The organism is Haladaptatus sp. QDMS2, from assembly GCF_029338295.1.
In the GTDB taxonomy this organism is placed as follows: domain Archaea; phylum Halobacteriota; class Halobacteria; order Halobacteriales; family Halococcaceae; genus QDMS2.
This window is the reverse complement of record NZ_CP119791.1, coordinates 612862-632425: the sequence shown is the minus strand read 5'-3', so window position 1 is coordinate 632425 and position 19564 is coordinate 612862. Positions and strand designations below refer to the sequence as shown.

The 19564-nt window shown below is 60.6% G+C and carries 24 protein-coding genes and 1 tRNA gene; 12 read left to right on the top strand and 13 right to left on the bottom strand.

All coding sequences use genetic code 11. The features are described 5' to 3' along the window. Window positions 1-4: 4 nt before the first annotated feature. Complete coding sequence (locus P1M51_RS03425) at window positions 5-859, bottom strand: basic amino acid ABC transporter substrate-binding protein (protein ID WP_276246794.1); 855 nt, start codon at window positions 857-859, stop codon at window positions 5-7. A 42-nt stretch (window positions 860-901) separates the two neighbouring features. Continuing rightward, window positions 902-1396, bottom strand: a complete 495-nt coding sequence (locus P1M51_RS03420; RefSeq protein ID WP_276246793.1) for a heme A synthase — start codon at window positions 1394-1396, stop codon at window positions 902-904. A 91-nt stretch (window positions 1397-1487) separates the two neighbouring features. Between P1M51_RS03420 and P1M51_RS03415 the strand changes: the two genes are divergently transcribed. Further along, window positions 1488-2543, top strand: coding sequence for a hypothetical protein (locus P1M51_RS03415; protein ID WP_276246792.1), 1056 nt, complete (start codon window positions 1488-1490; stop codon window positions 2541-2543). A gap of 85 nt (window positions 2544-2628) precedes the next feature. Then, window positions 2629-4884 carry an NADP-dependent malic enzyme gene (locus P1M51_RS03410; protein ID WP_276246791.1) on the top strand — a complete coding sequence of 752 codons (2256 nt, stop codon included), beginning with the start codon at window positions 2629-2631 and terminating at the stop codon, window positions 4882-4884. A gap of 4 nt (window positions 4885-4888) precedes the next feature. Here P1M51_RS03410 and P1M51_RS03405 read toward each other — a convergent pair whose 3' ends face one another. Together P1M51_RS03405 and P1M51_RS03400 are read right to left on the bottom strand one after the other, a co-directional pair. After that, complete coding sequence (locus P1M51_RS03405) at window positions 4889-5422, bottom strand: DUF1684 domain-containing protein (RefSeq protein WP_276246790.1); 534 nt, start codon at window positions 5420-5422, stop codon at window positions 4889-4891. 3 nt (window positions 5423-5425) lie between these two features. Beyond that, window positions 5426-6061, bottom strand: coding sequence for a ribonuclease H (locus P1M51_RS03400; RefSeq protein ID WP_276246789.1), 636 nt, complete (start codon window positions 6059-6061; stop codon window positions 5426-5428). Window positions 6062-6166: 105 nt separating this feature from the next. On the opposite strand from P1M51_RS03400, the gene P1M51_RS03395 reads away from it, so the two are divergent. The 3 genes from P1M51_RS03395 to P1M51_RS03385 all read left to right on the top strand — a co-directional run bounded on the left by P1M51_RS03395 (window position 6167) and on the right by P1M51_RS03385 (window position 9421). After that, on the top strand, window positions 6167-6664 hold the full coding sequence (locus P1M51_RS03395) for a CBS domain-containing protein (protein WP_276246788.1): 498 nt from the start codon (window positions 6167-6169) through the stop codon (window positions 6662-6664). Window positions 6665-6760: 96 nt separating this feature from the next. Then, complete coding sequence (locus tag P1M51_RS03390; RefSeq protein WP_369685112.1) at window positions 6761-7627, top strand: DMT family transporter; 867 nt, start codon at window positions 6761-6763, stop codon at window positions 7625-7627. Window positions 7628-7798: 171 nt separating this feature from the next. Beyond that, the gene (locus tag P1M51_RS03385; RefSeq protein WP_276246786.1) at window positions 7799-9421 is read left to right on the top strand and encodes an alkaline phosphatase family protein; all 1623 of its coding nucleotides are present in this window, start codon (window positions 7799-7801) and stop codon (window positions 9419-9421) included. Between the two features lie 143 nt (window positions 9422-9564). Here P1M51_RS03385 and P1M51_RS03380 read toward each other — a convergent pair whose 3' ends face one another. The 4 genes from P1M51_RS03380 to P1M51_RS03365 all read right to left on the bottom strand — a co-directional run bounded on the left by P1M51_RS03380 (window position 9565) and on the right by P1M51_RS03365 (window position 11897). Then, complete coding sequence (locus P1M51_RS03380; protein ID WP_276246785.1) at window positions 9565-9939, bottom strand: GerW family sporulation protein; 375 nt, start codon at window positions 9937-9939, stop codon at window positions 9565-9567. Between the two features lie 33 nt (window positions 9940-9972). Next, the gene (locus P1M51_RS03375) at window positions 9973-10941 is read right to left on the bottom strand and encodes an aldo/keto reductase (protein ID WP_276246784.1); all 969 of its coding nucleotides are present in this window, start codon (window positions 10939-10941) and stop codon (window positions 9973-9975) included. Window positions 10942-10974: 33 nt separating this feature from the next. Next, the gene (locus tag P1M51_RS03370; protein ID WP_276246783.1) at window positions 10975-11256 is read right to left on the bottom strand and encodes a hypothetical protein; all 282 of its coding nucleotides are present in this window, start codon (window positions 11254-11256) and stop codon (window positions 10975-10977) included. Window positions 11257-11435: 179 nt separating this feature from the next. Then, a complete protein-coding gene (locus P1M51_RS03365) occupies window positions 11436-11897 on the bottom strand; it encodes a hypothetical protein (RefSeq protein WP_276246782.1) in 462 nt (153 codons plus the stop codon). Window positions 11898-11974: 77 nt separating this feature from the next. Between P1M51_RS03365 and P1M51_RS03360 the strand changes: the two genes are divergently transcribed. Beyond that, entirely contained in the window at window positions 11975-12202 is a 228-nt protein-coding gene (locus P1M51_RS03360) for a hypothetical protein (RefSeq protein WP_276246781.1), read from the top strand. Window positions 12203-12471: 269 nt separating this feature from the next. Here P1M51_RS03360 and P1M51_RS03355 read toward each other — a convergent pair whose 3' ends face one another. Next, window positions 12472-13062, bottom strand: coding sequence for an arsinothricin resistance N-acetyltransferase ArsN1 family B (locus tag P1M51_RS03355; RefSeq protein ID WP_276274817.1), 591 nt, complete (start codon window positions 13060-13062; stop codon window positions 12472-12474). A 26-nt stretch (window positions 13063-13088) separates the two neighbouring features. Next, window positions 13089-14144, bottom strand: a complete 1056-nt coding sequence (locus P1M51_RS03350; RefSeq protein WP_276274816.1) for an N-acetylmuramoyl-L-alanine amidase — start codon at window positions 14142-14144, stop codon at window positions 13089-13091. Between the two features lie 157 nt (window positions 14145-14301). Here P1M51_RS03350 and P1M51_RS03345 point away from each other — a divergent pair, with 157 nt between their 5' ends. Further along, window positions 14302-14586 (top strand): hypothetical protein, encoded by a 285-nt coding sequence (locus tag P1M51_RS03345; RefSeq protein WP_276246778.1) that lies wholly within the window; start codon window positions 14302-14304, stop codon window positions 14584-14586. 76 nt (window positions 14587-14662) lie between these two features. Further along, the gene (locus P1M51_RS03340; protein ID WP_276246777.1) at window positions 14663-14962 is read left to right on the top strand and encodes a GYD domain-containing protein; all 300 of its coding nucleotides are present in this window, start codon (window positions 14663-14665) and stop codon (window positions 14960-14962) included. Window positions 14963-15110: 148 nt separating this feature from the next. Here the strand turns inward: P1M51_RS03340 and P1M51_RS03335 are convergent. Continuing rightward, window positions 15111-15262: transfer RNA gene (locus P1M51_RS03335), tRNA-Met, on the bottom strand. Window positions 15263-15355: 93 nt separating this feature from the next. On the opposite strand from P1M51_RS03335, the gene P1M51_RS03330 reads away from it, so the two are divergent. After that, window positions 15356-16318, top strand: a complete 963-nt coding sequence (locus tag P1M51_RS03330) for a hypothetical protein (protein ID WP_276246776.1) — start codon at window positions 15356-15358, stop codon at window positions 16316-16318. Here the strand turns inward: P1M51_RS03330 and P1M51_RS03325 are convergent. Next, a complete protein-coding gene (locus P1M51_RS03325; protein ID WP_276246775.1) occupies window positions 16302-16661 on the bottom strand; it encodes a DUF5830 family protein in 360 nt (119 codons plus the stop codon). The two genes, P1M51_RS03330 and P1M51_RS03325, sit on opposite strands and share 17 nt — an antisense overlap. A 78-nt stretch (window positions 16662-16739) precedes the next feature. On the opposite strand from P1M51_RS03325, the gene P1M51_RS03320 reads away from it, so the two are divergent. Then, entirely contained in the window at window positions 16740-17387 is a 648-nt protein-coding gene (locus P1M51_RS03320) for a TVP38/TMEM64 family protein (protein ID WP_276246774.1), read from the top strand. Here P1M51_RS03320 and P1M51_RS03315 read toward each other — a convergent pair whose 3' ends face one another. Next, window positions 17388-17510, bottom strand: a complete 123-nt coding sequence (locus tag P1M51_RS03315) for an HVO_2523 family zinc finger protein (protein ID WP_276246773.1) — start codon at window positions 17508-17510, stop codon at window positions 17388-17390. A gap of 122 nt (window positions 17511-17632) precedes the next feature. Between P1M51_RS03315 and P1M51_RS03310 the strand changes: the two genes are divergently transcribed. Together P1M51_RS03310 and P1M51_RS03305 are read left to right on the top strand one after the other, a co-directional pair. Further along, window positions 17633-18034 (top strand): pentapeptide MXKDX repeat protein, encoded by a 402-nt coding sequence (locus P1M51_RS03310; RefSeq protein ID WP_276246772.1) that lies wholly within the window; start codon window positions 17633-17635, stop codon window positions 18032-18034. A 6-nt stretch (window positions 18035-18040) separates the two neighbouring features. Continuing rightward, complete coding sequence (locus P1M51_RS03305; protein ID WP_276274815.1) at window positions 18041-19522, top strand: molybdopterin-dependent oxidoreductase; 1482 nt, start codon at window positions 18041-18043, stop codon at window positions 19520-19522. Window positions 19523-19564: the final 42 nt, after the last annotated feature.

Genomic DNA, 19564 nt, shown 5'->3' with positions numbered 1-19564 from the left:
TGGCTTATTCCTGTCCGAACCACTTGTTCACGAGTTCGTCGTAGGTGCCGTCGTCCTGCACGGTGGCGAGCGCCTGATTGAGCGCGTCGAGGAAGTCTGAATCCTGGCGCACACCAAGGCCGTACTGTTCGCCGGTTTCCTCGACGAACGCGACTTCGACGTTGGAGTTCGAGGCGAAGTTTTCGGCGACCGGCTTGTCGAGCACGACGGCGTCTACGTTGCCGTTCTCGAGGTCACGCACCGCGAGGACGTAGTTGTCGTAGCCGCGGTAGGTTGCGTCCGGAACCTGTTCCTGAACGATGGATTCGCCAGTGGTCCCCTTCTGTGCCCCGACCGGGTGGCCGTTCAGGTCGTCGAGCGAGGACGGCGAGAAGTCACCGCCAGCGGCGACGAGCACCGACTGGTCTGCCTCGTAGTAGGGGTCGGAGAACGCAATCGTCTGTTTACGTTCGTCGTTTATCGTCATCGCGGCGGCGATGAGGTCGATGTTCTCGCTCGTGAGCGCGGGGATGAGCGACGCGAACTCGAACTCCTGCCACTCACCGAGTTCGTAGCCGTCCATGTTCTCCACGACGGCCGCGGTCAGGTCGATGTCGAAGCCGACCAGTTCGTCGCCTTGCTTGAACTCGAAGGGGGCGAATCCGGGCGCGGTGCCGGGCGTAATAGTCGTCACGTCGCCGTTTCCGTCACCAGTGGTCGTGGTTCCGTTGCCACCGTCTTCGGTCGTGGTCGTGGTCGGGGTGCCGTCCCCACCGCCACCGGTACAGCCAGCGAGACCCATCATTCCGGCGGCTCCGCCGGCTCCGACGAGTTTCAGATATGCGCGGCGATCCATGTCAGCAGCTACCTTGCGGTCCATGCAGTAAAAAGGCCACCTGACAGATAATAACGTTTCGTGATGTTAGTCGTCTGCAGGGGCAGAATTGCGTGACGGAACCGTGGTTTTCTCGCTCCTGTCAGCCGAATAGGCCCAGGCCGTCGTGGCCACGGTTGCGGCGAAGATAATCATCGCCGTTCCGTGGTGGGCGAGCACGACGAGGTGCTGGATGTTGCCGAACCAGATGTAGCCCTTCACCGTGACTGCGCCGAGCAGAATCTGCGTCGGGAGAAACACCGTCGCGACGGCGGTGGCCTTCTTCAGGCGTGGGTCGGATTTGTGCTTCCACGCGCCGTAGGCCGTCCCGAGGATGAAGAAGCCGGTTATCATCGCGACCAGTCGGTGGGTCCACTCGATCCAGCCGGCGGCGGTCTGGGGCAGGAAGCCGCCGTCACAGAGTGGCCACTGCAAACTGCACGATGCTCCTGCGCCCATCAGACTCGTGTACACCCCAAGTAGGATGAGGAGGTAGGTCAGCCCCGCCGTAACGGCGGCCAGATGCCGGTAACGGAGGTTCATTGGTCGGAACTCAGTCCCGGTAGTACTTAGATGTGTCCGAGTCGGGTCAGGGGTAGCTTCTTACCCCTGCGTGACTTTTGATTCACCTGACATGTCGTGGTACGCTATCGACGGGATCGAGGACTCCATTCAGGCGACTCGAGAGTTCCTCTTTCCGTTCGACTTCCGCAAGTGGCTCAAACTCGCGCTCATCGTCTTCTTCATCGGCGGCGTCAGCGGCGGTGGGGGTGGCACGAACTTCTCGGTTCCAGCCGGAGACACACCGGGCGGCGAGATTCCACCCATCGACGGGCAGGGTGACATTCTCGCCATCGTGCTCGTCATCGGCGTCGTCGTCGGGTTACTCGCGCTTCTGTTCGGAGTGTTGAGTTCCGTCTTCCAGTTCGTCTTCGTGGACGCCGTGCGAAGCGAGGAAGTCCGCATCCGCGGACCGTTCAACCGCTGGTTCGGAAAGGGCGTGCGCCTGTTCGTGTTCACCCTCGTCCTCGTCTTGCTCATCCTCGCGCCGTTTCTCGCAATCGGCGCAGTGTTCATCTTCGCCTTCTCGCCGCTGTTTCTCATCCTCCTGATTCCGTTCTTGCTCATCATCGCGCTCTTGCTCGGTATCGGGCTCACGCTCACCACGGACTTCGTCGTCCCCGTGATGATGCGCGAAGACCTCGGCGTAATCGCCGGGTGGCGGCGTTTCTGGCCAATTCTTCGTGCTCAGTGGAAGCAGTACGGTCTCTTCGTTATTCTCCGGTGGTTGCTCGGTTTTGCTGCGGGCATCCTCGCCGCCATCGCACTCGCCGTCGTATTGTTGCCCGTACTCGGCATCGCGGCACTACTCGGCTTCGGGATATTCACGGCGGCAGGTGGCCTGAGCACCGCAGTGCTCGCCTTCCTCGTCATCCTGGCCATTCCGCTCGGACTGCTGGTGTTGCTCTACATCCTGTTCGTGCAGGTGCCATTTGCCGTGTTCTTCCGGTACTACGCGCTGTTCGTGCTCGGCGACTCTTACGGCGAGTTCGACCTCATCCCGGCCCAGCGGCGGGCCGTGCGGGCCGAAGATGAATCGACGGACGAAGTCGGACCGATGGATGACGAAGAATCGCTGGGCGACGTGAACGGTGACGATAGCGACACGACCGACGACCGATTCGCGTAAGGTTTGCCGCGGCACACCCTGTTTTCGACAGTCGTCGAACTCTGACTTCGCATAGCTTTTTAGGGAACCCTGCGGGAGTACACCCATGGGACTTGATGAGGATTCTCTCGCATACCACAAGCGCGACCCGCCAGGCAAACTGGAGATTTCGACGACAAAGCCAACGAACACCCAACGCGACCTGAGCCTCGCGTACTCGCCCGGGGTGGCCGCACCGTGTCTCGAAATCGAGAAAAATCCCGACGACGCCTACACCTACACCGCGAAGGGGAACATGGTGGGCGTGGTGTCGAACGGGTCTGCGGTGCTCGGCCTTGGGGACATCGGCGCACAGGCCTCGAAACCGGTGATGGAGGGCAAGGGCGTCCTGTTCAAGCGGTTCGCCGACATCGACGTCTTCGACATCGAACTCGACCTCGATGACCCGGAGGCCATCATCGCCGCGACGAAGGCGATGGAACCGACGTTCGGGGGCATCAACTTAGAGGACATCAAGGCCCCCGAGTGTTTCACCATCGAGGAGCGCCTGCGAAAGGAGATGAACATCCCCGTGTTCCACGACGACCAGCACGGGACGGCCATCATCTCTGGGGCCGCCCTGCTCAACGCGACGGACGTGGTGGGCAAGGACATCGACAAACTCGACATCGTGTTTTCCGGGGCTGGGGCGAGCGCCATCGCAACCGCCCGGTTCTACGTCTCACTCGGCGCAAAAAAAGAGAACATCACCATGTGCGATTCCTCGGGCATCATCACCGAACAACGTGCCGAGGCAGGCGAGGTGAACCAGTACAAACGCCAATTCGCCCGCGACATCCCCGAGGGCGACCTCGCCGACGCGATGGAAGGCGCAGACGTGTTCGTCGGCCTCTCGGTCGCCGGCATCGTGAGCCAAGATATGGTTCGGTCGATGGCGAACGACCCTGTCATCTTCGCGATGGCGAACCCCGACCCAGAAATCACCTACGAGGACGCCAAAGACGCCCGACAGGACACGGTGATTATGGCGACGGGCCGCTCTGACTACCCGAATCAGGTGAACAACGTCCTCGGGTTCCCCTTCATCTTCCGGGGCGCACTCGATGTGCGCGCCAGCGAGATCAACGAGGAGATGAAGGTCGCCGCCGCAGAAGCCCTCGCCCGCCTCGCCCGACAGGACGTCCCCGACGCCGTGGTCAAGGCCTACGGCGACCAGCCGATTCAGTTCGGCCCGGATTACATCATTCCGAAACCGGTCGACCCGCGCGTGCTGTTCGAGGTGGCTCCGGCCGTCGCGAAAGCGGCCATCAAGAGCGACGCCGCTCGCATCGACCTCGACATCGACCGCTACGTCGAGAAACTCGAAGCGCGCCTCGGGAAGTCCCGCGAGATGATGCGCGTCGTCCTCAACAAGGCGAAACTCGACCCAAAGCGCGTCGTCCTCGCAGAAGGCGACGACGAGAAGATGGTGCGTGCGGCCTACCAGCTCGTCGAGCAGGGCATCGCGGAGCCAATCCTCATCGGCAGTCAGGAGGAAATCTGGCAGACCGCCCAGCGTCTCGGTCTCGAATTCGAACCCGAAATCGTGGACCCAGACGAGAGCAACCTGAAACCGTACGCAGAGCGTCTCTACGAACTGCGTCGGCGCAAGGGCGTCACCCGGCGTGAGGCGGACGAACTCATCGCCGACGGCAACTACCTCGGCAGCGTGATGGTCGAGATGGGCGACGCCGACGCGATGCTCACCGGCCTCACCCACCACTACCCCTCCGCGCTGCGCCCGCCGCTGCAGGTCATCGGCACGGCAGAAGACGCCAACTACGCCGCCGGGGTGTACATGCTCACGTTCAAGAACCGCGTCATCTTCTGCGTGGACACCACGGTCAATCTGGACCCAACCGAAGAAGTGCTCGCAGAGATTACCAAGCACACGGCGACGCTCGCACGCCGCTTCAACGTCGAACCGCGTGCGGCCCTGCTCTCGTACTCGAACTTCGGTTCGGTGGACAACGAGGGCACGGCGAAGGTCCGCCGCGCGGCCCGCACGCTCCGCGCCGACCCAACCGTGGACTTCCCGGTTGACGGGGAGATGCAGGCCGACACCGCCGTCGTCAAGAGCATTCTCGACGGGACGTACTCGTTCTCGGATCTGAAGAAGTCGGCCAACGTACTCGTGTTCCCAAATCTGGAGGCGGGGAACATCGCGTACAAACTACTGCAGCGCCTCGGCGGCGCGGAGGCCATCGGGCCGATGCTCGTCGGCATGAACAAACCTGTCCACGTCCTCCAGCGCGGCGACGAGGTCAAGGACATCGTGAATCTGGCATCCGTGGCCGTCGTGGACGCCCAGGAGAACAACTAATCGCTCACGCCGGTTCGTAGTTCTTCTCGCCGGCTTTCACCGGCACTTGCAGCCAGTTTTCACCCGGTGGCAGCGGACACTCGTAGGCCTCCGAGTACGCACAGTACGGATTGTACGCGAGGTTGAAATCGAGAACCCACTGCTCGCCGTCGCGGTCGTCGCCCTCTAAATCGAGGTAGCGACCCGCGCCGTAGGTCTCGTTGCCGCTCGTCCGGTCGCGGAAGGGGATGAACAGGCGCTGTTCGTGTTCGTCGGTTCGGTAGGCCTGAATCGCAACCTCCTCGCCGTCGATTTCGACGCGGAACTCGCCCCAGCGGAGGTACTGGCGGACGCCCTCGGTGCTCGTGTCGAGCAAGAGTTCTTCTTTCTCCTCGTGTTCGTGGAGCGGGACGACGAACCGGAGGTCCGGGTTCGGGTCGTAGTAGGACAGGCCACGGAACCCCTCGCGCTGGTCGTGCGGGATGGGCGAGTGTGGGTGTCGCTTGAAAAATTCGTCTTTGCTGGCGCGCTGGACGTCGAGTTCCTCGGCGTAGGTCATAGGTTAATCTCCGGCGTGACGGTCGGCGCGAGACGGCGGCGGCACGCCCGTCTCGCTCGGGGAGTGGGGCACGTCAAAGGGCTGTGGCAGCACGCAACGCGGTGGCTCGTTATTGACGTGACCGTACTGGTCCGGCGCGTTCGCAAGCGAGTGCGCCGGGTTGTCGCCAGAGGAAATCTGGGCGGCGCGCAGTTCCGCGAACCCACAGATGCGCGCTCGAATCCCCCGCCAGTGGTGTTCTGCGCGGGTCGGAATCGTGAACTGGTGGTGTGGCAGCCAGTCTGCGTCCTGGGCGAGGATGGTCGCCGTGTTCACGTTCGCCGCGAGATTCGCGTGGTCCACGAGCACGCCGACCCGCGCCGTCGGCGGCGCACGCGCGGCGAGCACGTCGAGTCCGAGGTGGAGCGCCCGGTACTCGGCGACGTTGTTGTCCGGCGGCGAATCGGGCACCGAAAGCCGAGCCACGCGCTCGCCGTCGTGCGTTTCGATGACGACCCCAAGCCCGCCACCCGACTCCCGGTAGGACCCATCAGTCGCGACGTAAAAATGGCGATGGTGAGTGCGAGGAGGGTGTGCGATGTGCGGCGTGGGCGAATCGTCGAACAGGTTACGAAGGGTGCATCGGCCGTACACGGCCATGCCTGCTGGTATGTTCCCAGATGATTTAAATGTGTGTTTTAGGATAGCTCACTGATATTTCAGGGTACCGCAACCACTACGGCCTCGGAAGATGTGTGTTTGCACATGGCACTCCTCGCACGCGACATCATGACGACCGACGTAGAGACGGTCCACCCAGACGACGAGGTGAGTTCCGTACTCACGCGACTCGCGCAGGCTGATTTCAACGGTTTCCCGGTCGTGGACGAGGCGGACCACGTCGTCGGCATCGTCACGCAGGGCGACCTCGTCGAAATCTTCCAGCCCTCCCACCGCACCCTCTGGATTCCCATTGGCTTCCCACCGTTTCTCGAAAGCCAGACCTACGGCTTCGACCTCTCGTGGAACGAACTCGACGTGAACATCGACCTCGTGAAGAACGCAGGCAAGCCAATCAGGGACGTGATGACCACCGACGTGGTGACCGTCTCCCCTGACGACGACTTAGACCACATCATCGACCTCGTGACCGACGTAGAGCGCGACATCAATCGCCTCCCGGTGGTCGAAAACAACGTCCTCGTCGGCATCATCACGCGCGAGGACATCCTCATCGCACTTCGCGGCGAGCGCGTTCCCTAACGAAAGGTTGAGGCACGCTGACACTCCATCACCGGTGTGCGCTATCGGAATCTCCTGCTGTTCGTCGTCCTCGCCGCAATCTGGGGGTCTGCGTTCATGGCTATCAAGGCGGGCCTCGACTTCTTCCCACCCGTGCTGTTCGCCGCCCTCCGCTACGACATCGCGGCGGTGTTCATGCTCGCCTACGCCGTGTACGTGACCGACCACTGGCTTCCACGGACGCGCGAGGAGTGGTATCTCGTAATCGTCGGCGCAGTCCTGCTCATCGCTGGCTACCACATCTTCCTGTTCATCGGCGAGACGCAGACGACGAGCGCCGCCGCCGCCGTCATCATCAGCCTCTCACCCATCCTGACCACCTCGTTCGCTCGTGCGCTGTTGCCGAGTCAGCGCCTCACCGTCGCCGGTGTAGTCGGCATGGTCATCGCCCTCGTCGGCGTCACCATCCTCGCACGCCCAGACCCTGCTAACCTCCTCACCGAGGACGTGGTCGCGAAGTTCCTCGTCTTCCTCGCCGCGCTCTCATTTTCCTTCGGGAGCGTGCTTACCCGCCGCATCGAGGCAGACCTCCCCATCGAGACGATGGAGGCGTGGTCGATGCTCGGTGGGGCCGTGCTCATGCACGCTGTGAGTCTCGCCCTCCCAAACGAGTCGCTCGGAGACGTCGTCTGGACGAACGAGGGGCTGCTCGCACTTGCGTACCTCTCCCTCGTGGCGAGTGCGATTGGCTTTCTCATCTACTTCGACCTGTTAGACCGCCTCGGCCCCGTCGAAATCAACCTCGTCTCCTACGTCGCACCCATCTTCGCGGCGCTCAGTGGGTTCCTGTTCTTGGACGAGGTCATCGACGTCTACACTGCCGCCGGATTCCTCGTCATCTTCACCGGCTTCCTGCTGCTCAAGGGGCGGGACATCCATACCGAACTGTTGGGGACTACCCAGAGCAACGAAACAGCCGAGTAGCAACACACCGCAGAGATCTCTGTATTGCTTATCACCAGCGTTTAATGATAGAATAGCTGAAAATTCCCCAAATAGACATAATTATATCATTATTTCCTGAACGTGGAGTACCAGATTTGGGGGGCTCTACCAAAGCTTAATACGGATAGCAGTCGAACATTAATAATTGACATGTCTGGAAAAACCCTCGTTCTTGGATTCGACGCACTTGACTTTGAGTATTTAAACAGGTTTTCTGATGAACTCCCCAATTTCGCTTCGCTCCGTTCGAAAGGCGTAGCGACACCGCTTGCGTCGACGATGCCGCCATGGACGGGAAGCGCCTGGCCTTCGATGTACACGGGCGTAGATCCAAGCTACCACAGTGTCTACGATTTTTTCTCTCATGATGCAAGGGCTCCAACAGAGTCAACACTGATAACGCGAAATGATGTCCGGGCACCAGCACTGTGGAATTATTTAACTGAAAAAAACCGCCAGTCCATTGTATTGAATCTTCCAGTTACGCATCCAGTTGAGGAAATTAATGGGGTAATCGTTCCAGGCTATCTTGCACCCGAGAAAGCACCGGGTTATCCAGCGAATATTCGGTCGGAGATTAGTCAGGCAATCGGCGAAACATATCGAATCTATGCCGAGTACGAATTGAGCAACGATGCCGAGAAAAAACTCAATGATTATGTGAATCTGATAGAAATGCGAACGAAGGCGGCAAAATACCTGCTGACGAACTACGAGTGGGATGTCGGAATCATCCAGGTGCAAAAGACGGACGCGGTATTTCATAATTTCGATACGGACGAGGAGTTCCTCCAAGTTTACAAAAAAGCCGACGAGTTTGTTGGTGAGTTAGTGAGCATCGTAGATACTGATGATACGATAATCGTTTGTTCAGACCATGGCATCGGACCGGCCAACGGCTATACAATCTACATCAACGAAATTCTTCGAGACGCAGGATATGTTGAAACCACAACGACCCGTCACGATCATTCGCTTCGTTCGGCAAAGCAGACGTTGACACAGGTGAACCGCTCGGACCGAACTGAGAGTACCACTACTGCGATTCAACACACGGTACGCCTCTTACGGGGGATGGGCATCTCTCCGGGACAGATGTATGCAGTGCTTCAGCGGGTTGGACTTGGGGAGATCACGCTTTCGATGCTCCCCTACAACGTAAAAAAGGCAATAGAGGTCGTCGTCGAAGTGGAATCATCGGTTGCCTATTGCCGAAGCAGCTCCGAACTAGGTATTCGACTAAATGTCAAAGGTAGAGAGGCGAGTGGTATCGTAGACCTGAACGAATACGAAACGATTCGAGACGAGATAATCGAGTTATTATCTACAATTGAAACACCCGATGGAGAATCGGCGTTCGAACGCGTCGTGCGGAGAGAAGACGTTTACTCGGGACCGTACACCAATAGCGCGTGTGATATCTTGTTCTATCCAAACAAGATGAACAATCCGGTGAAAACGAAACTATTCGGGAAGAGATTCATCAAAACCAATGTGTTCGACCACAAGACGGTGGGCGTGTTCATTGGGAGCGGCCCGGCGTTCAATCTGGACTGGAACGGGAGTTTAGAGTTAATCGATGTCGCTCCAATCACGCTTGCAACTGCAGACGTGCCCGTACCAACGAGAATGACAGGACGTGTCCCGTCAAAGTTAGTTCGCAAAGACATCGAATATGACGAGTACGAGTCGCTTACGTATCGGACGGGTGAAGTGGACAATGTGCTTGACGATCAGATAGAGGATCGACTGTCCGATCTTGGATATCTGTAGTACAACGTGTACACAGCCACGCACAATCGACCTAGAAAATCGATCGGAATCAGCTAGTCATGCTGCGCACCACCTCAAAATAGTATCCAGACAGGAGCTCACACTGATTCGGTCAACGGTGTCGAAGTGTGATGCCACGGCTACTAACTTCGCCTTCGCAAGCTGCGGCTGAGCAGGAGCCCAATGAATATCCCGAGGATAAGGTTTCTCGCGGCGCGTTTTCGGTCGCTGAATCGAATGAATCGTGTGTCCGCCTCCGTGATTTCCACGACGCCGAGGGGCATCGCGACGACACCGCCGCCAGCACCGCCACCCTCCTCAGTCTCGTGTTCGGTCGCCTCCTCGTCGTCCGCTTCGTGTTCCTCACTCGACCCGTAGCCACCGCCGAAGCCGAAGGCGATGCGGGCGACCGGAATCACGGTCTTTTCACCGTGTTCGACCGGTTCACCGTACACCGACGACACGGTTGCAGCCGAGCGGAGCTTTTCGACGATCGAATCCATCGAAGACGTGTTCATCCCCAATACGTTGGTTCGGGAACAGGATAACCGTTATTTCGCGTTTGCGAGGCGTTCGAACTGCGTCCGCGAGAGGGTGATGTCGGTGGCCGCGAGGTTCTCTTCTAACTGCTCTACGGTGCGTGCGCCGATAATCGGAGCCGTCACCGCGTCGTGGTGAAGCAACCAGGCGAGACTGACCGCGACCGGTGACGTGCCGACTTCGCGGGCGACCTCAGAGACTTCCTCCATCACGTCGAAGTTCGCGCTCGTGAGGTAGGTGTCCGCGAACTGGGAGTCGGTCGCGCCACGAGTTCCCTCGGGCGGTTCCTCGGTTCGTTTGTATTTTCCAGAGAGGAACCCGCCGGCGAGCGGACTCCACGGGACGATAGCGAGCCCGTAGTGAGAGGCCATCTCCAGATAATTCCCCTCGATTTCCCGGTTGACGAGGTTGTATCGCGGTTGAGCGACGGTGAACGGTTCGTAGCCCCGCCGGTCTGCGATTTCGTTCGCGCGGGTGACCTTCCAGGCGTTCGGTTCGAACGTGGAGGTGCCGAGGTGGTTTACCTTCCCGTCTTCGACGAGGCCGTTCAGGGTTCGCATGAACTGCTCGGGCGGAGTGTCGTCGTCCCAGCGGTGGATGTAGAGGATGTCCACGAAACTCGTTCCGAGACGCTCTAAAATCCGGTCTATCTCCTTTCGGATGTGCTTTCGGTTCAGCCCGCGGCCGTTCGGGTCCTGCCGGGTCGGCCAGTAAATCTTCGAGGCGATAGTGAACTCTTCGCGGTCGCGGCCCGCGAGCCAGTCGCCGATGTACTCCTCTGCCCGGCCATCACCGTAGATGTCTGCAGTATCGATAAAGCGGCCGCCGTGCTCTGCGTAGGCGTCTAACAGTTCGTGGGCGCGGTCTTCGCCCACTTCGATGTCGCCGCGGTCGTTCTCACGACCGAAGCGCCACGTCCCGAAGGCGACTTCTGAAACGTGTAAACCGGTACGGCCGAGCGGGACGACGTCGAGATCCATGCTCGGAAATTGCTCCCGAACGGGAATAAATCCTCAGCGTTCGCGGTCGTGGTGGGAATGGCCCACGACGAGCATCACGACGTTGAGGACGAGGAGGGCGGCGAACGCGACCTGCTTTGGAGGCGTGTCGAGTCCGTCAACGAGCAATGGCACGTGGAGGAAGGGAAGTGCGATTGCTGACCAGAAGGCCACAGCCTCGAACGAGCGGACGAGTTCGTCTCTGTACTTCGCGGATACGGTTGCGAGCGATGCAGTCGGGTCTCCGGAGTCGCCCGCGTCGGGGCGGGCGGCGAGTGAGGACCTGTTATCATTCATGGCGGATTCGTTCATGGAGGACACCCCAATTACCTCACACATGTCTACGATAGGAGGTAGCATATAATGGGTGGAGCGTTTGGACAGTTTTCGCCCATTTCACGCTAAGAAAACAGTCTGAAAACGTTTCATGACTCCCTAAAAATGGACTAAAACCTTCAAAGCCCGTGGAGAACCAATTATTCTACATTGCCGGATTCCTTTCCAAGAACCTTCACGAGAACGGTGTGTGGGCCGTGCCTACCAGAATGCGTGACTGTTTCCCCAATCCGACTGGAAACGGCACTGCGCCACGCTGAAATGGCGTTTCGGTGGTACTCGTAGTGGGCGTCGACCGAGTACGGCGTCGATGGGTCGGCTCTGAGTTCGGCTTCTGTGTCCGTCGCATGCGGGTAAGCGGGCGGGTTGGTGACGAGCGCGGCGGGGTCGATGTGGAGCGGTTCGACACTGGCTGAATCGTAGGTGTCTCCGTGCCGGACGAGATGGAGTCGCGCACGCATCCGACCGTTAAACGGCGGCGTGACTCTGATGACCGCCTGCTGGTCACGACGGGACCGGTTGGTCTCATAGGCCATCACGACATCGTTGGCCGTGACCGCGAGAGACCGAATGACTCGGTAGTCCGACGGGTGGGAGGGCATCGGTCGAGGTAGGCGGCGGAGCCTAAAGAGCGTATTCGGTTCGCGGGGCTTACCTTAGTGACTGCATAGGAATAGGTATGAGCTGGACCGAACGTGACCCTATCGGGAGCAAACGCGAGTGGCGGCGTGACGACGGCTACGCCACCATCAGTCTCAGACAAACGAGAGCGGGCGACTGGGCCGTCTCGTTCGACCGCCTGATTCAGGCACCGGAGGGCGAACACTACAGACACGAGATGGTCGCGACAGAAACGGCCGCAAACGACCTCGTCGCCGACTGGAAGGCACGCTTCGACGTACAATAGTGGACGCGGGGAGTCGGGGGGGAAGGATGTTAGGGGGGAAGTATAACAATCGGACTCCCGCGCCAACTGTCTAATCTCTTCACGAGGTATTAAACGTAGCCAGAATTGTTTAAATAAGTTCATAAGCTCAGACGCGCCAATGTGTCGTCTGAAGGCCACAAAAAGGCGGTCTTCGCCAGATACGCACGTTCGGACCTCGAAACGACAGAAATATAGAGAAAGTGTGCGACAGTGCCGCACAGCGATCAGCACAACATACCCTGCCGGACTCAGGACGTTGGCGTGTCGAGGATCCCGTCGAGTACGGCGGAATCAAGCTGGTCGAGCGAGCGCGGTGGCGTCGGGTCGTCGAGTGGGACGGTGAGCGTGCGCCGCCAATAGGAGACATCGTGCCAGCCGCCGTGTTTGTAGCCGGCCGATTCGATGACACCGACCGATTCGAAGCCCAGCGACTCGTGGAGCGCGACGCTCGCATCGTTCGGGACAGTGATGATGGCGAACGCCGTGTAGAACCCCTGGAGACGGAGAATTTCGAACAGCGTCTCGTAGAGGCGCCGGCCCAGTCCTTGCCCACGGGCGTCCTCGTGGATGTACACGGAGACGTTGACTGTCCACTGATAGGCTTCACGCGAGTTGTGAGTGCCCGCGTAGGCGTAGCCGAGAATCGTCCCGCCGTCACCTTCGCACACGAGCCACGGGTGGCCCGGGAGCGTTTTCTCGATGCGAACGCGCATCTCGGTTTCCGTGGGTGGGTCGGTTTCGAAGGAGACCGTGGTCTCGCGGACCATCGGCGCGTAGATGGCGGCCACTTCCGGTGCGTCGGCCGGCGTGGCGAGGCGGATGTGCATGGTCGGTGCCACGCGCCAGTGGGAGAAAAATCGCCTGCTTAGATGTCGACGAGCGCCTGCCAGGTGTCGTGGCCGACGACGCCGTCTACGGTCAGTCCAGCGCTCGACTGGAAGTCCTCGATTGCGCCCTCTGTCTCTGCGCCGTAGTAGCCGTCGACGGCGATGGAATAGCCCTCGCCGTGCTTGAGGTGGTGCTGTGCGCCGTAGGTCGCCCAGTACGGGTCGTCGTTCGGCCCGGAGACGACCACGTAGAGATGTTCCCACGTGTTCGGTCCGCAGATTCCATCGACCGCGAGGCCGGTGTCGGCCTGGAACTGTTCGACGGTGCTCTCGACTTCGGAGCCGTAGATGCCATCGTGATACTGAAGCGCGTAGCCGTGGTCTTCGAGGAGATACTGAATCGAGTAGACGGCCTCCGCCTGGTCACCGTAGGAGTACGTTGGCCAACTGTACGACCCGCCACCGCCGTTGTTCGTCCCGCCGACGAGTTCCATGTAGTAATCCCAGTCCCAATTGTCACCGGGGTCCGTGTGGTTGCTCGCGCCGCCACCCTGCGAGCAGTTGTACGGGTCCGGGACCTGGTCGTGGCCAATGATGCCGCCGCCCGCGGCGTTGCAGTCGGGGATGCCGGCGACGTGTTCTTTCGGGATGTCGTAGGCATCACAGACGTACGCGCAGATTTCAGCCGACGCCTGATACTGCACGTCCGGGAAACTCGACTGGCTGGCATTACCGCCGTGCTCAATGCCGATTGACTGGGCGTTGTAATCGCTGTTGCCCGCGTGCCACGCCTCGTCCTCGTCGTAGACACACTGAGCCTGATAGCCATCGTCGTCGACGACGTAGTGGGCGCTCACGTTCGAATCCGGGTCCTGGAAAACAGAGATGCCAGTCTCGTCGCTACCCTCGATGGTGTGGACGACCACCCAGTCGATGTCCGCCGCCGTCCGAGACGTGTTCGTGTAGTTCGAGGAATCCGCAGGTCGCCAATCGACAGACGGCTTCGTCGCCGCCGAAGCGAGCGAACTACTGAGCACCGCGCCAGTTCCGACCGCACCGATGCGTTTCAACCACGACCGCCTGGAAACGTCCATACGGAGCGCTCACAGCGTCCCGTCTTAAATTTCGTTAAAATAATGAATTTATTTTTGATTCTTTATTTTCGAATATATGCCCATCGAGTGCTATTGTGACAACGACGGTGCCACTACAGCAGTCACGTCTATTATCTCGGCCAGCATCTGTGCTAGCATGCACCAACCAATCTCCACGCAGTATCCCGACTTCGACCGTGACGACGCAAGTATCGACGACGAGAAATACGGGGCAGTGCGCGACGCGATCAAAGCCTGCCTCGGCGAACACGGAGCCTTGACCTTCGCCGAACTCGTCGACGACGTGGACGCCCACATCGGCGAGGCGTTCGACGGCTCTGTCCTCTGGTTCGTGACGAGGGTGAAACTGGACCTCGAAAACGAGGACGTCATCGAACGCGTAACCGGAACAACACCACAGCAACTTAGACTGGTCGGGTGAGCCGACCGGTCGTCACCGAAGATTGTTCTCCAAGCCGCCCAAATTATTTTTACGTCTGTTAGTGTGAGACTAACACATGCCCACCTGGGTTTCGCTCGTCGACGTCATCGACAAAGACTACCAGAACATGCAGGAACTCGCGTCGTCGTGGGGTGAGATTTACCGCGAGACCGAAACCTTGCCCATCGAAATCGAGACGACCCTCGCCCTGCTCGGCGACTACGACTTCCTCTGCATCTACGAGGCCCCCGACCGCGCCTCGGCGTTCGACCTGGCGATGATTGTCCGGCGTCACGGCCTCAGCCTCCAGACGATGGAAGGCGTTCCAATCGACGAATTCGGGCCGTTGGTCAACGACGGCCCCTCGTTCGGGTGAGAAGGGGGCTCCGAACCACGGTCGCACCTACGGTGCTCCCTGCATGACGCTCACGCTGTTCGCGTCACACCTACGGGTTCGTCGCATTTCCGACCCAGAATTCTGCCAGCCGTGTCGCTCACAGAGTGAGCGACGATTGCAGAATTAATGCCCGGGGAGGGCTCCGAACCCTCGATCTCCGCATGTCCCAGGTTAGAGGCTCGGCAAAGCCTCCGGGAACATGTCGGGAGCTTCCAAGGCTCCGCACCGAATCTCGTAACCCTATGAGTGCGGCGCTATGTCCAGCTAAGCCACCCGGGCTCATTTTTCCGTAGCAGGAGGGACTTCTTTAAGCTTCTCATCTTCACCCGAGTCATCATGCGGTTTTATACCTATTCCATCACATGAATTACCATGAATCTGCCAGACCTCGTCCACCAACATCTTGGGGACGAGCAGGTCACGGCCAACGTCCACCTCGGGGGTGACGACCGGGTCTACGTCACCCCGACGCGCACGCTCGTCTACCGCGCGGAGGGCCTCCTCAGCGACGAATCCGTCACGGAGTTCGGCCACGACGTAGACCGCCTCGCCGTCGCGAGCGGGCGGCGAAAGGACACCTTCGAACTGGAGTACGTAGACCGGACGGAGTCGTTCACCGTGCCGGGAAAGCGAACCGACGACATCCTCCAGCCGCTGCTCGCGGGCATCCTCGCTGCCGCCGGCGTGATGGACGCAGACGAGACGCTCGCCGCGGCCTACCGGTTTAGCGAACTCACGCTCGCCATCACGAGCAAGCGCCTGGTCAAGCACGTCGGGCAGGCCGTCTGGGACGCAGAGTTCGATGACTATCCCTTCGACGAGTTGACTGGCCTCTCGTTCGAAGACGGGAGCGTCGCCACGGCAATCGTCCTCTCGCGTGCGGGCAGACCCGAGCGCATCAAGTGCCCGAACGAGAAGGCCCGGCTCGTTCGTCAGACGCTCGAATCGGAGCTGTTCGACTACTACGACGTGCCCACGCTCGAAGCGTTCAACGCGCAGGTCGCGCCTGATGAACAGGAACCGACCCACGAGTCCATCGAAGACGACTTCGAAGAGAGTGGGCTGAAACCCCTCGGCAGTGGCCGCGCTGAGGCGGCTGAAACCGAGAGCGAATCACCGGACGACCAACGACAGGTCACGGCGATGTTCGGTGACCACGAGGCGGAATCCGACGAATCCCCACCGACCGAGGTTGCAGCGCCCGCAGCTGACGCAGACGACGTTCAGGCACAACTCGAAGCACTGACAGCGGCCGTAGAACAGCAGAGCGCGCTCTTAGAACAACAGCAGGCACTCATAGAACAGCTCATCGACGAACTCAGTCGCGGCCGGTGACCTTCCGGATACACGAGGACCCAAACGGCCCGAGTTCTCCCGCCTGCATCTTGATAAAGTAACCCGTCGTGATAGCCGCGTTGCACCGTCGGCAGGTGAATTCCCCCTCCTTTGTGACGACCTCACTCTCGAATTTGACGTAGTTGCCACTCTGCGGTCTGAGAAGCGTCCCGTCGCGCTCGATGACGCCGCGCATCTCCGCGACGTCCAGAATCTCGCGCGTCGTCGCCGGGTTCGTCGTGATGGTTTCGATGCGGTCTATCGCCTCGGCGAGCGTGAGTTCCTCCAGTTCGAGCTTCGAGAGGAGTTCCACCCCGAGTTCGACCGTATCGCGTGTGGGCACACTCGTCGTTCACGCGAAACGGTAAAAAGCAAACCGGTGAGCCAAAACTGGTTTACCCCGTTCCGGCAGAGAACCGACATGGACCGGGCGACGCGGCGGCAACTCGTGGGCATCGCGCTCGTGGGGAGCGCCATCCTCGTCGCCTCGCTCGCCTTCTCCCCGCGCGAGTTGTTCACTGCGTTCGCCCGACTCACAGACGACCCGGTGCGCTTCGCCGTCGTACTCGCGCTTGCCTATCTCCTTCGACCGCTCGTCGCCTGGCCGGTCACACCGCTCTCCATCGTCGTCGGCTACGTCTACGGTGTCACGGTGGGCATCCCCATCGCGCTGGTCGGAATCGTAGTGACCGCCGTCCCGCCGTTCTTCCTCGTACGGTACTTCCCAGAGAATGGCATCATCGGGAAGGCCCGCGACGTGGGGTCGCAGTTCTTCTCCGCGACGGGCGAGACACGCGGGGTCATCGCCTCGCGACTCATCCCCATCCCGACGGACATCATCTCCTACAGTGCGGGCCTCGCCGGAGTCAGAACGTGGCCGTTCGTCGTCGGAACGCTCGTCGGTGAGGCTCCGTGGGCGATTGCGGGCGTCCTCGCTGGGAGTTCGATGGAGACACTCACGACAGAAGGCGTCTCGGGAGTCGGGCTTCCGGTTGTGCTTGGCGCGGCGGCCCTCGCCTTCCTGCTCGTCGCCGGGCCGCTCTTGAGACGCCTGCATGCAGCCGAGTAGCTACCAGAAGGTGTCCGCACAGTCGTAGATGACGCCGTGATTCGGACAGACGTATTTGCAGTGGCGGTGGTACATTGGCTCTTCACAGAGCGGACACGGGCGGCCGCCGACTTCCTGCGCCATACATCCACTCCCCGCGCGAGACGCTTGAGCGTTGTGTCGTGGAATCGGAAGAAATTCTAGAATAAGTTTGTCCAGATGTTGAAAAATCCGTATACACCCCCGAAGACTCTGTTCACCTGACCATGCAGAAACTCGTGACAGCGGTAGGAATTCTCCTCGTCGCAATCGCCCTCACCGTCGGCGGTGTCGGCGCGGCGACAGAGGCTAGCTTCGCCCAGGAAGACAACATGACTGACGACAATATGACCGACGACGGGATGGGCGACGACGAGATGACTGGTGACAATATGTCTGACGACTCGATGACGGACGACAGTATGTCAGATGAGACCATGTCCGACGACGCTATGACCGACGGAGACATGGCTGAGGACATGACCGAAGACGAGATGGCTGGCGACGACATGTCCGGTGACAACATGGACGAGTCGGCCGGCGGACTGCTCAGTCCGACCGCAGCCATCGGCGTCGCCCTCGTAGCCCTCATTGGCGTCGCGCTGGTCGTCGCCCGCATCCGGAGCTAATCGCCGATGAACTTGCTCCCACGAAGTCGACTGGTTCGCATCGGTATCGCCCGCGTCCTGCTCGCGGGCGTCGCGGCCGTGGCGGGGTCGTACGCAGCCGCTGGCTTTACCCCCGGGTTCGTGGGCGCACCACTCGAAGCGACACTTTCGCGGGTCGCGCCGGCATCGCTCGTCACGTTCGCCATCGTCGTCCTCGGGGACCTCGGCCAGAAACTGAACCTCTTTGCCGCCATAACCCTCGCAGTCCTCCTCATTGCGTGTCTCTCGGCCGCCGCGCTGGCGACCGGGTGGCGTCAGCGAAGCAGGTTCGTTTCCGTGACCACGGCCCTCGGCCTGACGTGGGCGGCCGTCACGCTGCTCACCGCCGAACCGGTTCTCGCCCTCGCCGCGGCGATTCCGGCAGCCGCCGTCCTCGCACTCACCGAATCGGGCGTCTCGACCAGTGGGGCAGACTCACGGGCTCGCAGACGTGTGCTCACTGCCATCGCCGGCGTGGCTGGCTTCTCACTCCTCTCGTACGTCCTCGGGTCGCGTGACGCAGACGAGACGGCGGACCAACCACTTGGTCTCACCCCGGACCAGACCCAGGAGATTCAAACGCTTCTCGCCGAGGCTGAAGTGAAATCGCTCGCCGTGGCCGGACTCGAACCTCTCGTGAGTACGTCGTTCTACGAGGTGGACATCGCCGCGGTGAATCCTCGGCTGGCCGCAGAAGAGTGGACGCTCACCCTCACCGGCGCAGTCGACGAGGACCTGACCATCACGTACGACGACTTGCGGGCACTCCCCGTCGAACAACGGTTCGTCACCCTCCGGTGTGTCGGTGACTCGCTCAACGGACAGAAGATGGACACCGCCCTCTGGACCGGGACACCGCTCGCGCCCATCCTCGACCGCGTGACGCCCGCGTCGGGGTGTGAGTGCGCGATGCTCCACGCCGGAGACGGCTACTACGTCGAGTTCCCGATTGCCGCCCTGCGCACTGGGTTCCTCACGTACGGGATGAACGGCAATCCACTGCCGCGGAGTCACGGTGCGCCCGTCAGGGTGCTCATTCCGGGCCACTGGGGCGAAGTCAACGTCAAGTGGCTCACAGAAATCGAATTCCTCGACAAACAGGTAGACGGCTACTGGGAAGAACGCGGCTGGCACGGCACCGGGCCGGTGAACCTCGTGGCGAAACTCTGGCTCGTGAACGACAACGGCGACGGGACCGTGACCGTCGGCGGCCACGCCTACGCCGGCCTCAGGGACATTTCAGCTGTCGAGGTCACCACGGGTGGCGGAAATTGGGAGCAGGCGACGCTTTCCGAACCGCTCCCCGGCGAGGACGTCTGGCGACAGTGGACCTACACCTACGACCACCCCGGTTCCCAACACCGGGTCACTGCGCGAGCGGTGGCCGGGGACGGGACGGTCCAGTCGCGCGAAGAACTTCCCGCCTTCCCGAGTGGGCCAAGCGGCTGGGTCTCCCAGACAGTCAGATGAGAGAGACTTTTGTCGTTGCCACCAACTGAACACCCTGTAGAC

Coding starts and splice junctions, on each gene's coding strand:
- P1M51_RS03425 (WP_276246794.1), bottom strand. CDS start 859: ATGGACCGCAAGGTAGCTGCTGACATGGATCGCCGCGCATATCTGAAA.
- P1M51_RS03420 (WP_276246793.1), bottom strand. CDS start 1,396: ATGAACCTCCGTTACCGGCATCTGGCCGCCGTTACGGCGGGGCTGACC.
- P1M51_RS03415 (WP_276246792.1), top strand. CDS start 1,488: ATGTCGTGGTACGCTATCGACGGGATCGAGGACTCCATTCAGGCGACT.
- P1M51_RS03410 (WP_276246791.1), top strand. CDS start 2,629: ATGGGACTTGATGAGGATTCTCTCGCATACCACAAGCGCGACCCGCCA.
- P1M51_RS03405 (WP_276246790.1), bottom strand. CDS start 5,422: ATGACCTACGCCGAGGAACTCGACGTCCAGCGCGCCAGCAAAGACGAA.
- P1M51_RS03400 (WP_276246789.1), bottom strand. CDS start 6,061: ATGGCCGTGTACGGCCGATGCACCCTTCGTAACCTGTTCGACGATTCG.
- P1M51_RS03395 (WP_276246788.1), top strand. CDS start 6,167: ATGGCACTCCTCGCACGCGACATCATGACGACCGACGTAGAGACGGTC.
- P1M51_RS03390 (WP_369685112.1), top strand. CDS start 6,761: ATGGCTATCAAGGCGGGCCTCGACTTCTTCCCACCCGTGCTGTTCGCC.
- P1M51_RS03385 (WP_276246786.1), top strand. CDS start 7,799: ATGTCTGGAAAAACCCTCGTTCTTGGATTCGACGCACTTGACTTTGAG.
- P1M51_RS03380 (WP_276246785.1), bottom strand. CDS start 9,939: ATGAACACGTCTTCGATGGATTCGATCGTCGAAAAGCTCCGCTCGGCT.
- P1M51_RS03375 (WP_276246784.1), bottom strand. CDS start 10,941: ATGGATCTCGACGTCGTCCCGCTCGGCCGTACCGGTTTACACGTTTCA.
- P1M51_RS03370 (WP_276246783.1), bottom strand. CDS start 11,256: ATGAATGATAACAGGTCCTCACTCGCCGCCCGCCCCGACGCGGGCGAC.
- P1M51_RS03365 (WP_276246782.1), bottom strand. CDS start 11,897: ATGCCCTCCCACCCGTCGGACTACCGAGTCATTCGGTCTCTCGCGGTC.
- P1M51_RS03360 (WP_276246781.1), top strand. CDS start 11,975: ATGAGCTGGACCGAACGTGACCCTATCGGGAGCAAACGCGAGTGGCGG.
- P1M51_RS03350 (WP_276274816.1), bottom strand. CDS start 14,144: ATGGACGTTTCCAGGCGGTCGTGGTTGAAACGCATCGGTGCGGTCGGA.
- P1M51_RS03345 (WP_276246778.1), top strand. CDS start 14,302: ATGCACCAACCAATCTCCACGCAGTATCCCGACTTCGACCGTGACGAC.
- P1M51_RS03340 (WP_276246777.1), top strand. CDS start 14,663: ATGCCCACCTGGGTTTCGCTCGTCGACGTCATCGACAAAGACTACCAG.
- P1M51_RS03330 (WP_276246776.1), top strand. CDS start 15,356: ATGAATCTGCCAGACCTCGTCCACCAACATCTTGGGGACGAGCAGGTC.
- P1M51_RS03320 (WP_276246774.1), top strand. CDS start 16,740: ATGGACCGGGCGACGCGGCGGCAACTCGTGGGCATCGCGCTCGTGGGG.
- P1M51_RS03315 (WP_276246773.1), bottom strand. CDS start 17,510: ATGGCGCAGGAAGTCGGCGGCCGCCCGTGTCCGCTCTGTGAAGAGCCA.
- P1M51_RS03310 (WP_276246772.1), top strand. CDS start 17,633: ATGCAGAAACTCGTGACAGCGGTAGGAATTCTCCTCGTCGCAATCGCC.
- P1M51_RS03305 (WP_276274815.1), top strand. CDS start 18,041: ATGAACTTGCTCCCACGAAGTCGACTGGTTCGCATCGGTATCGCCCGC.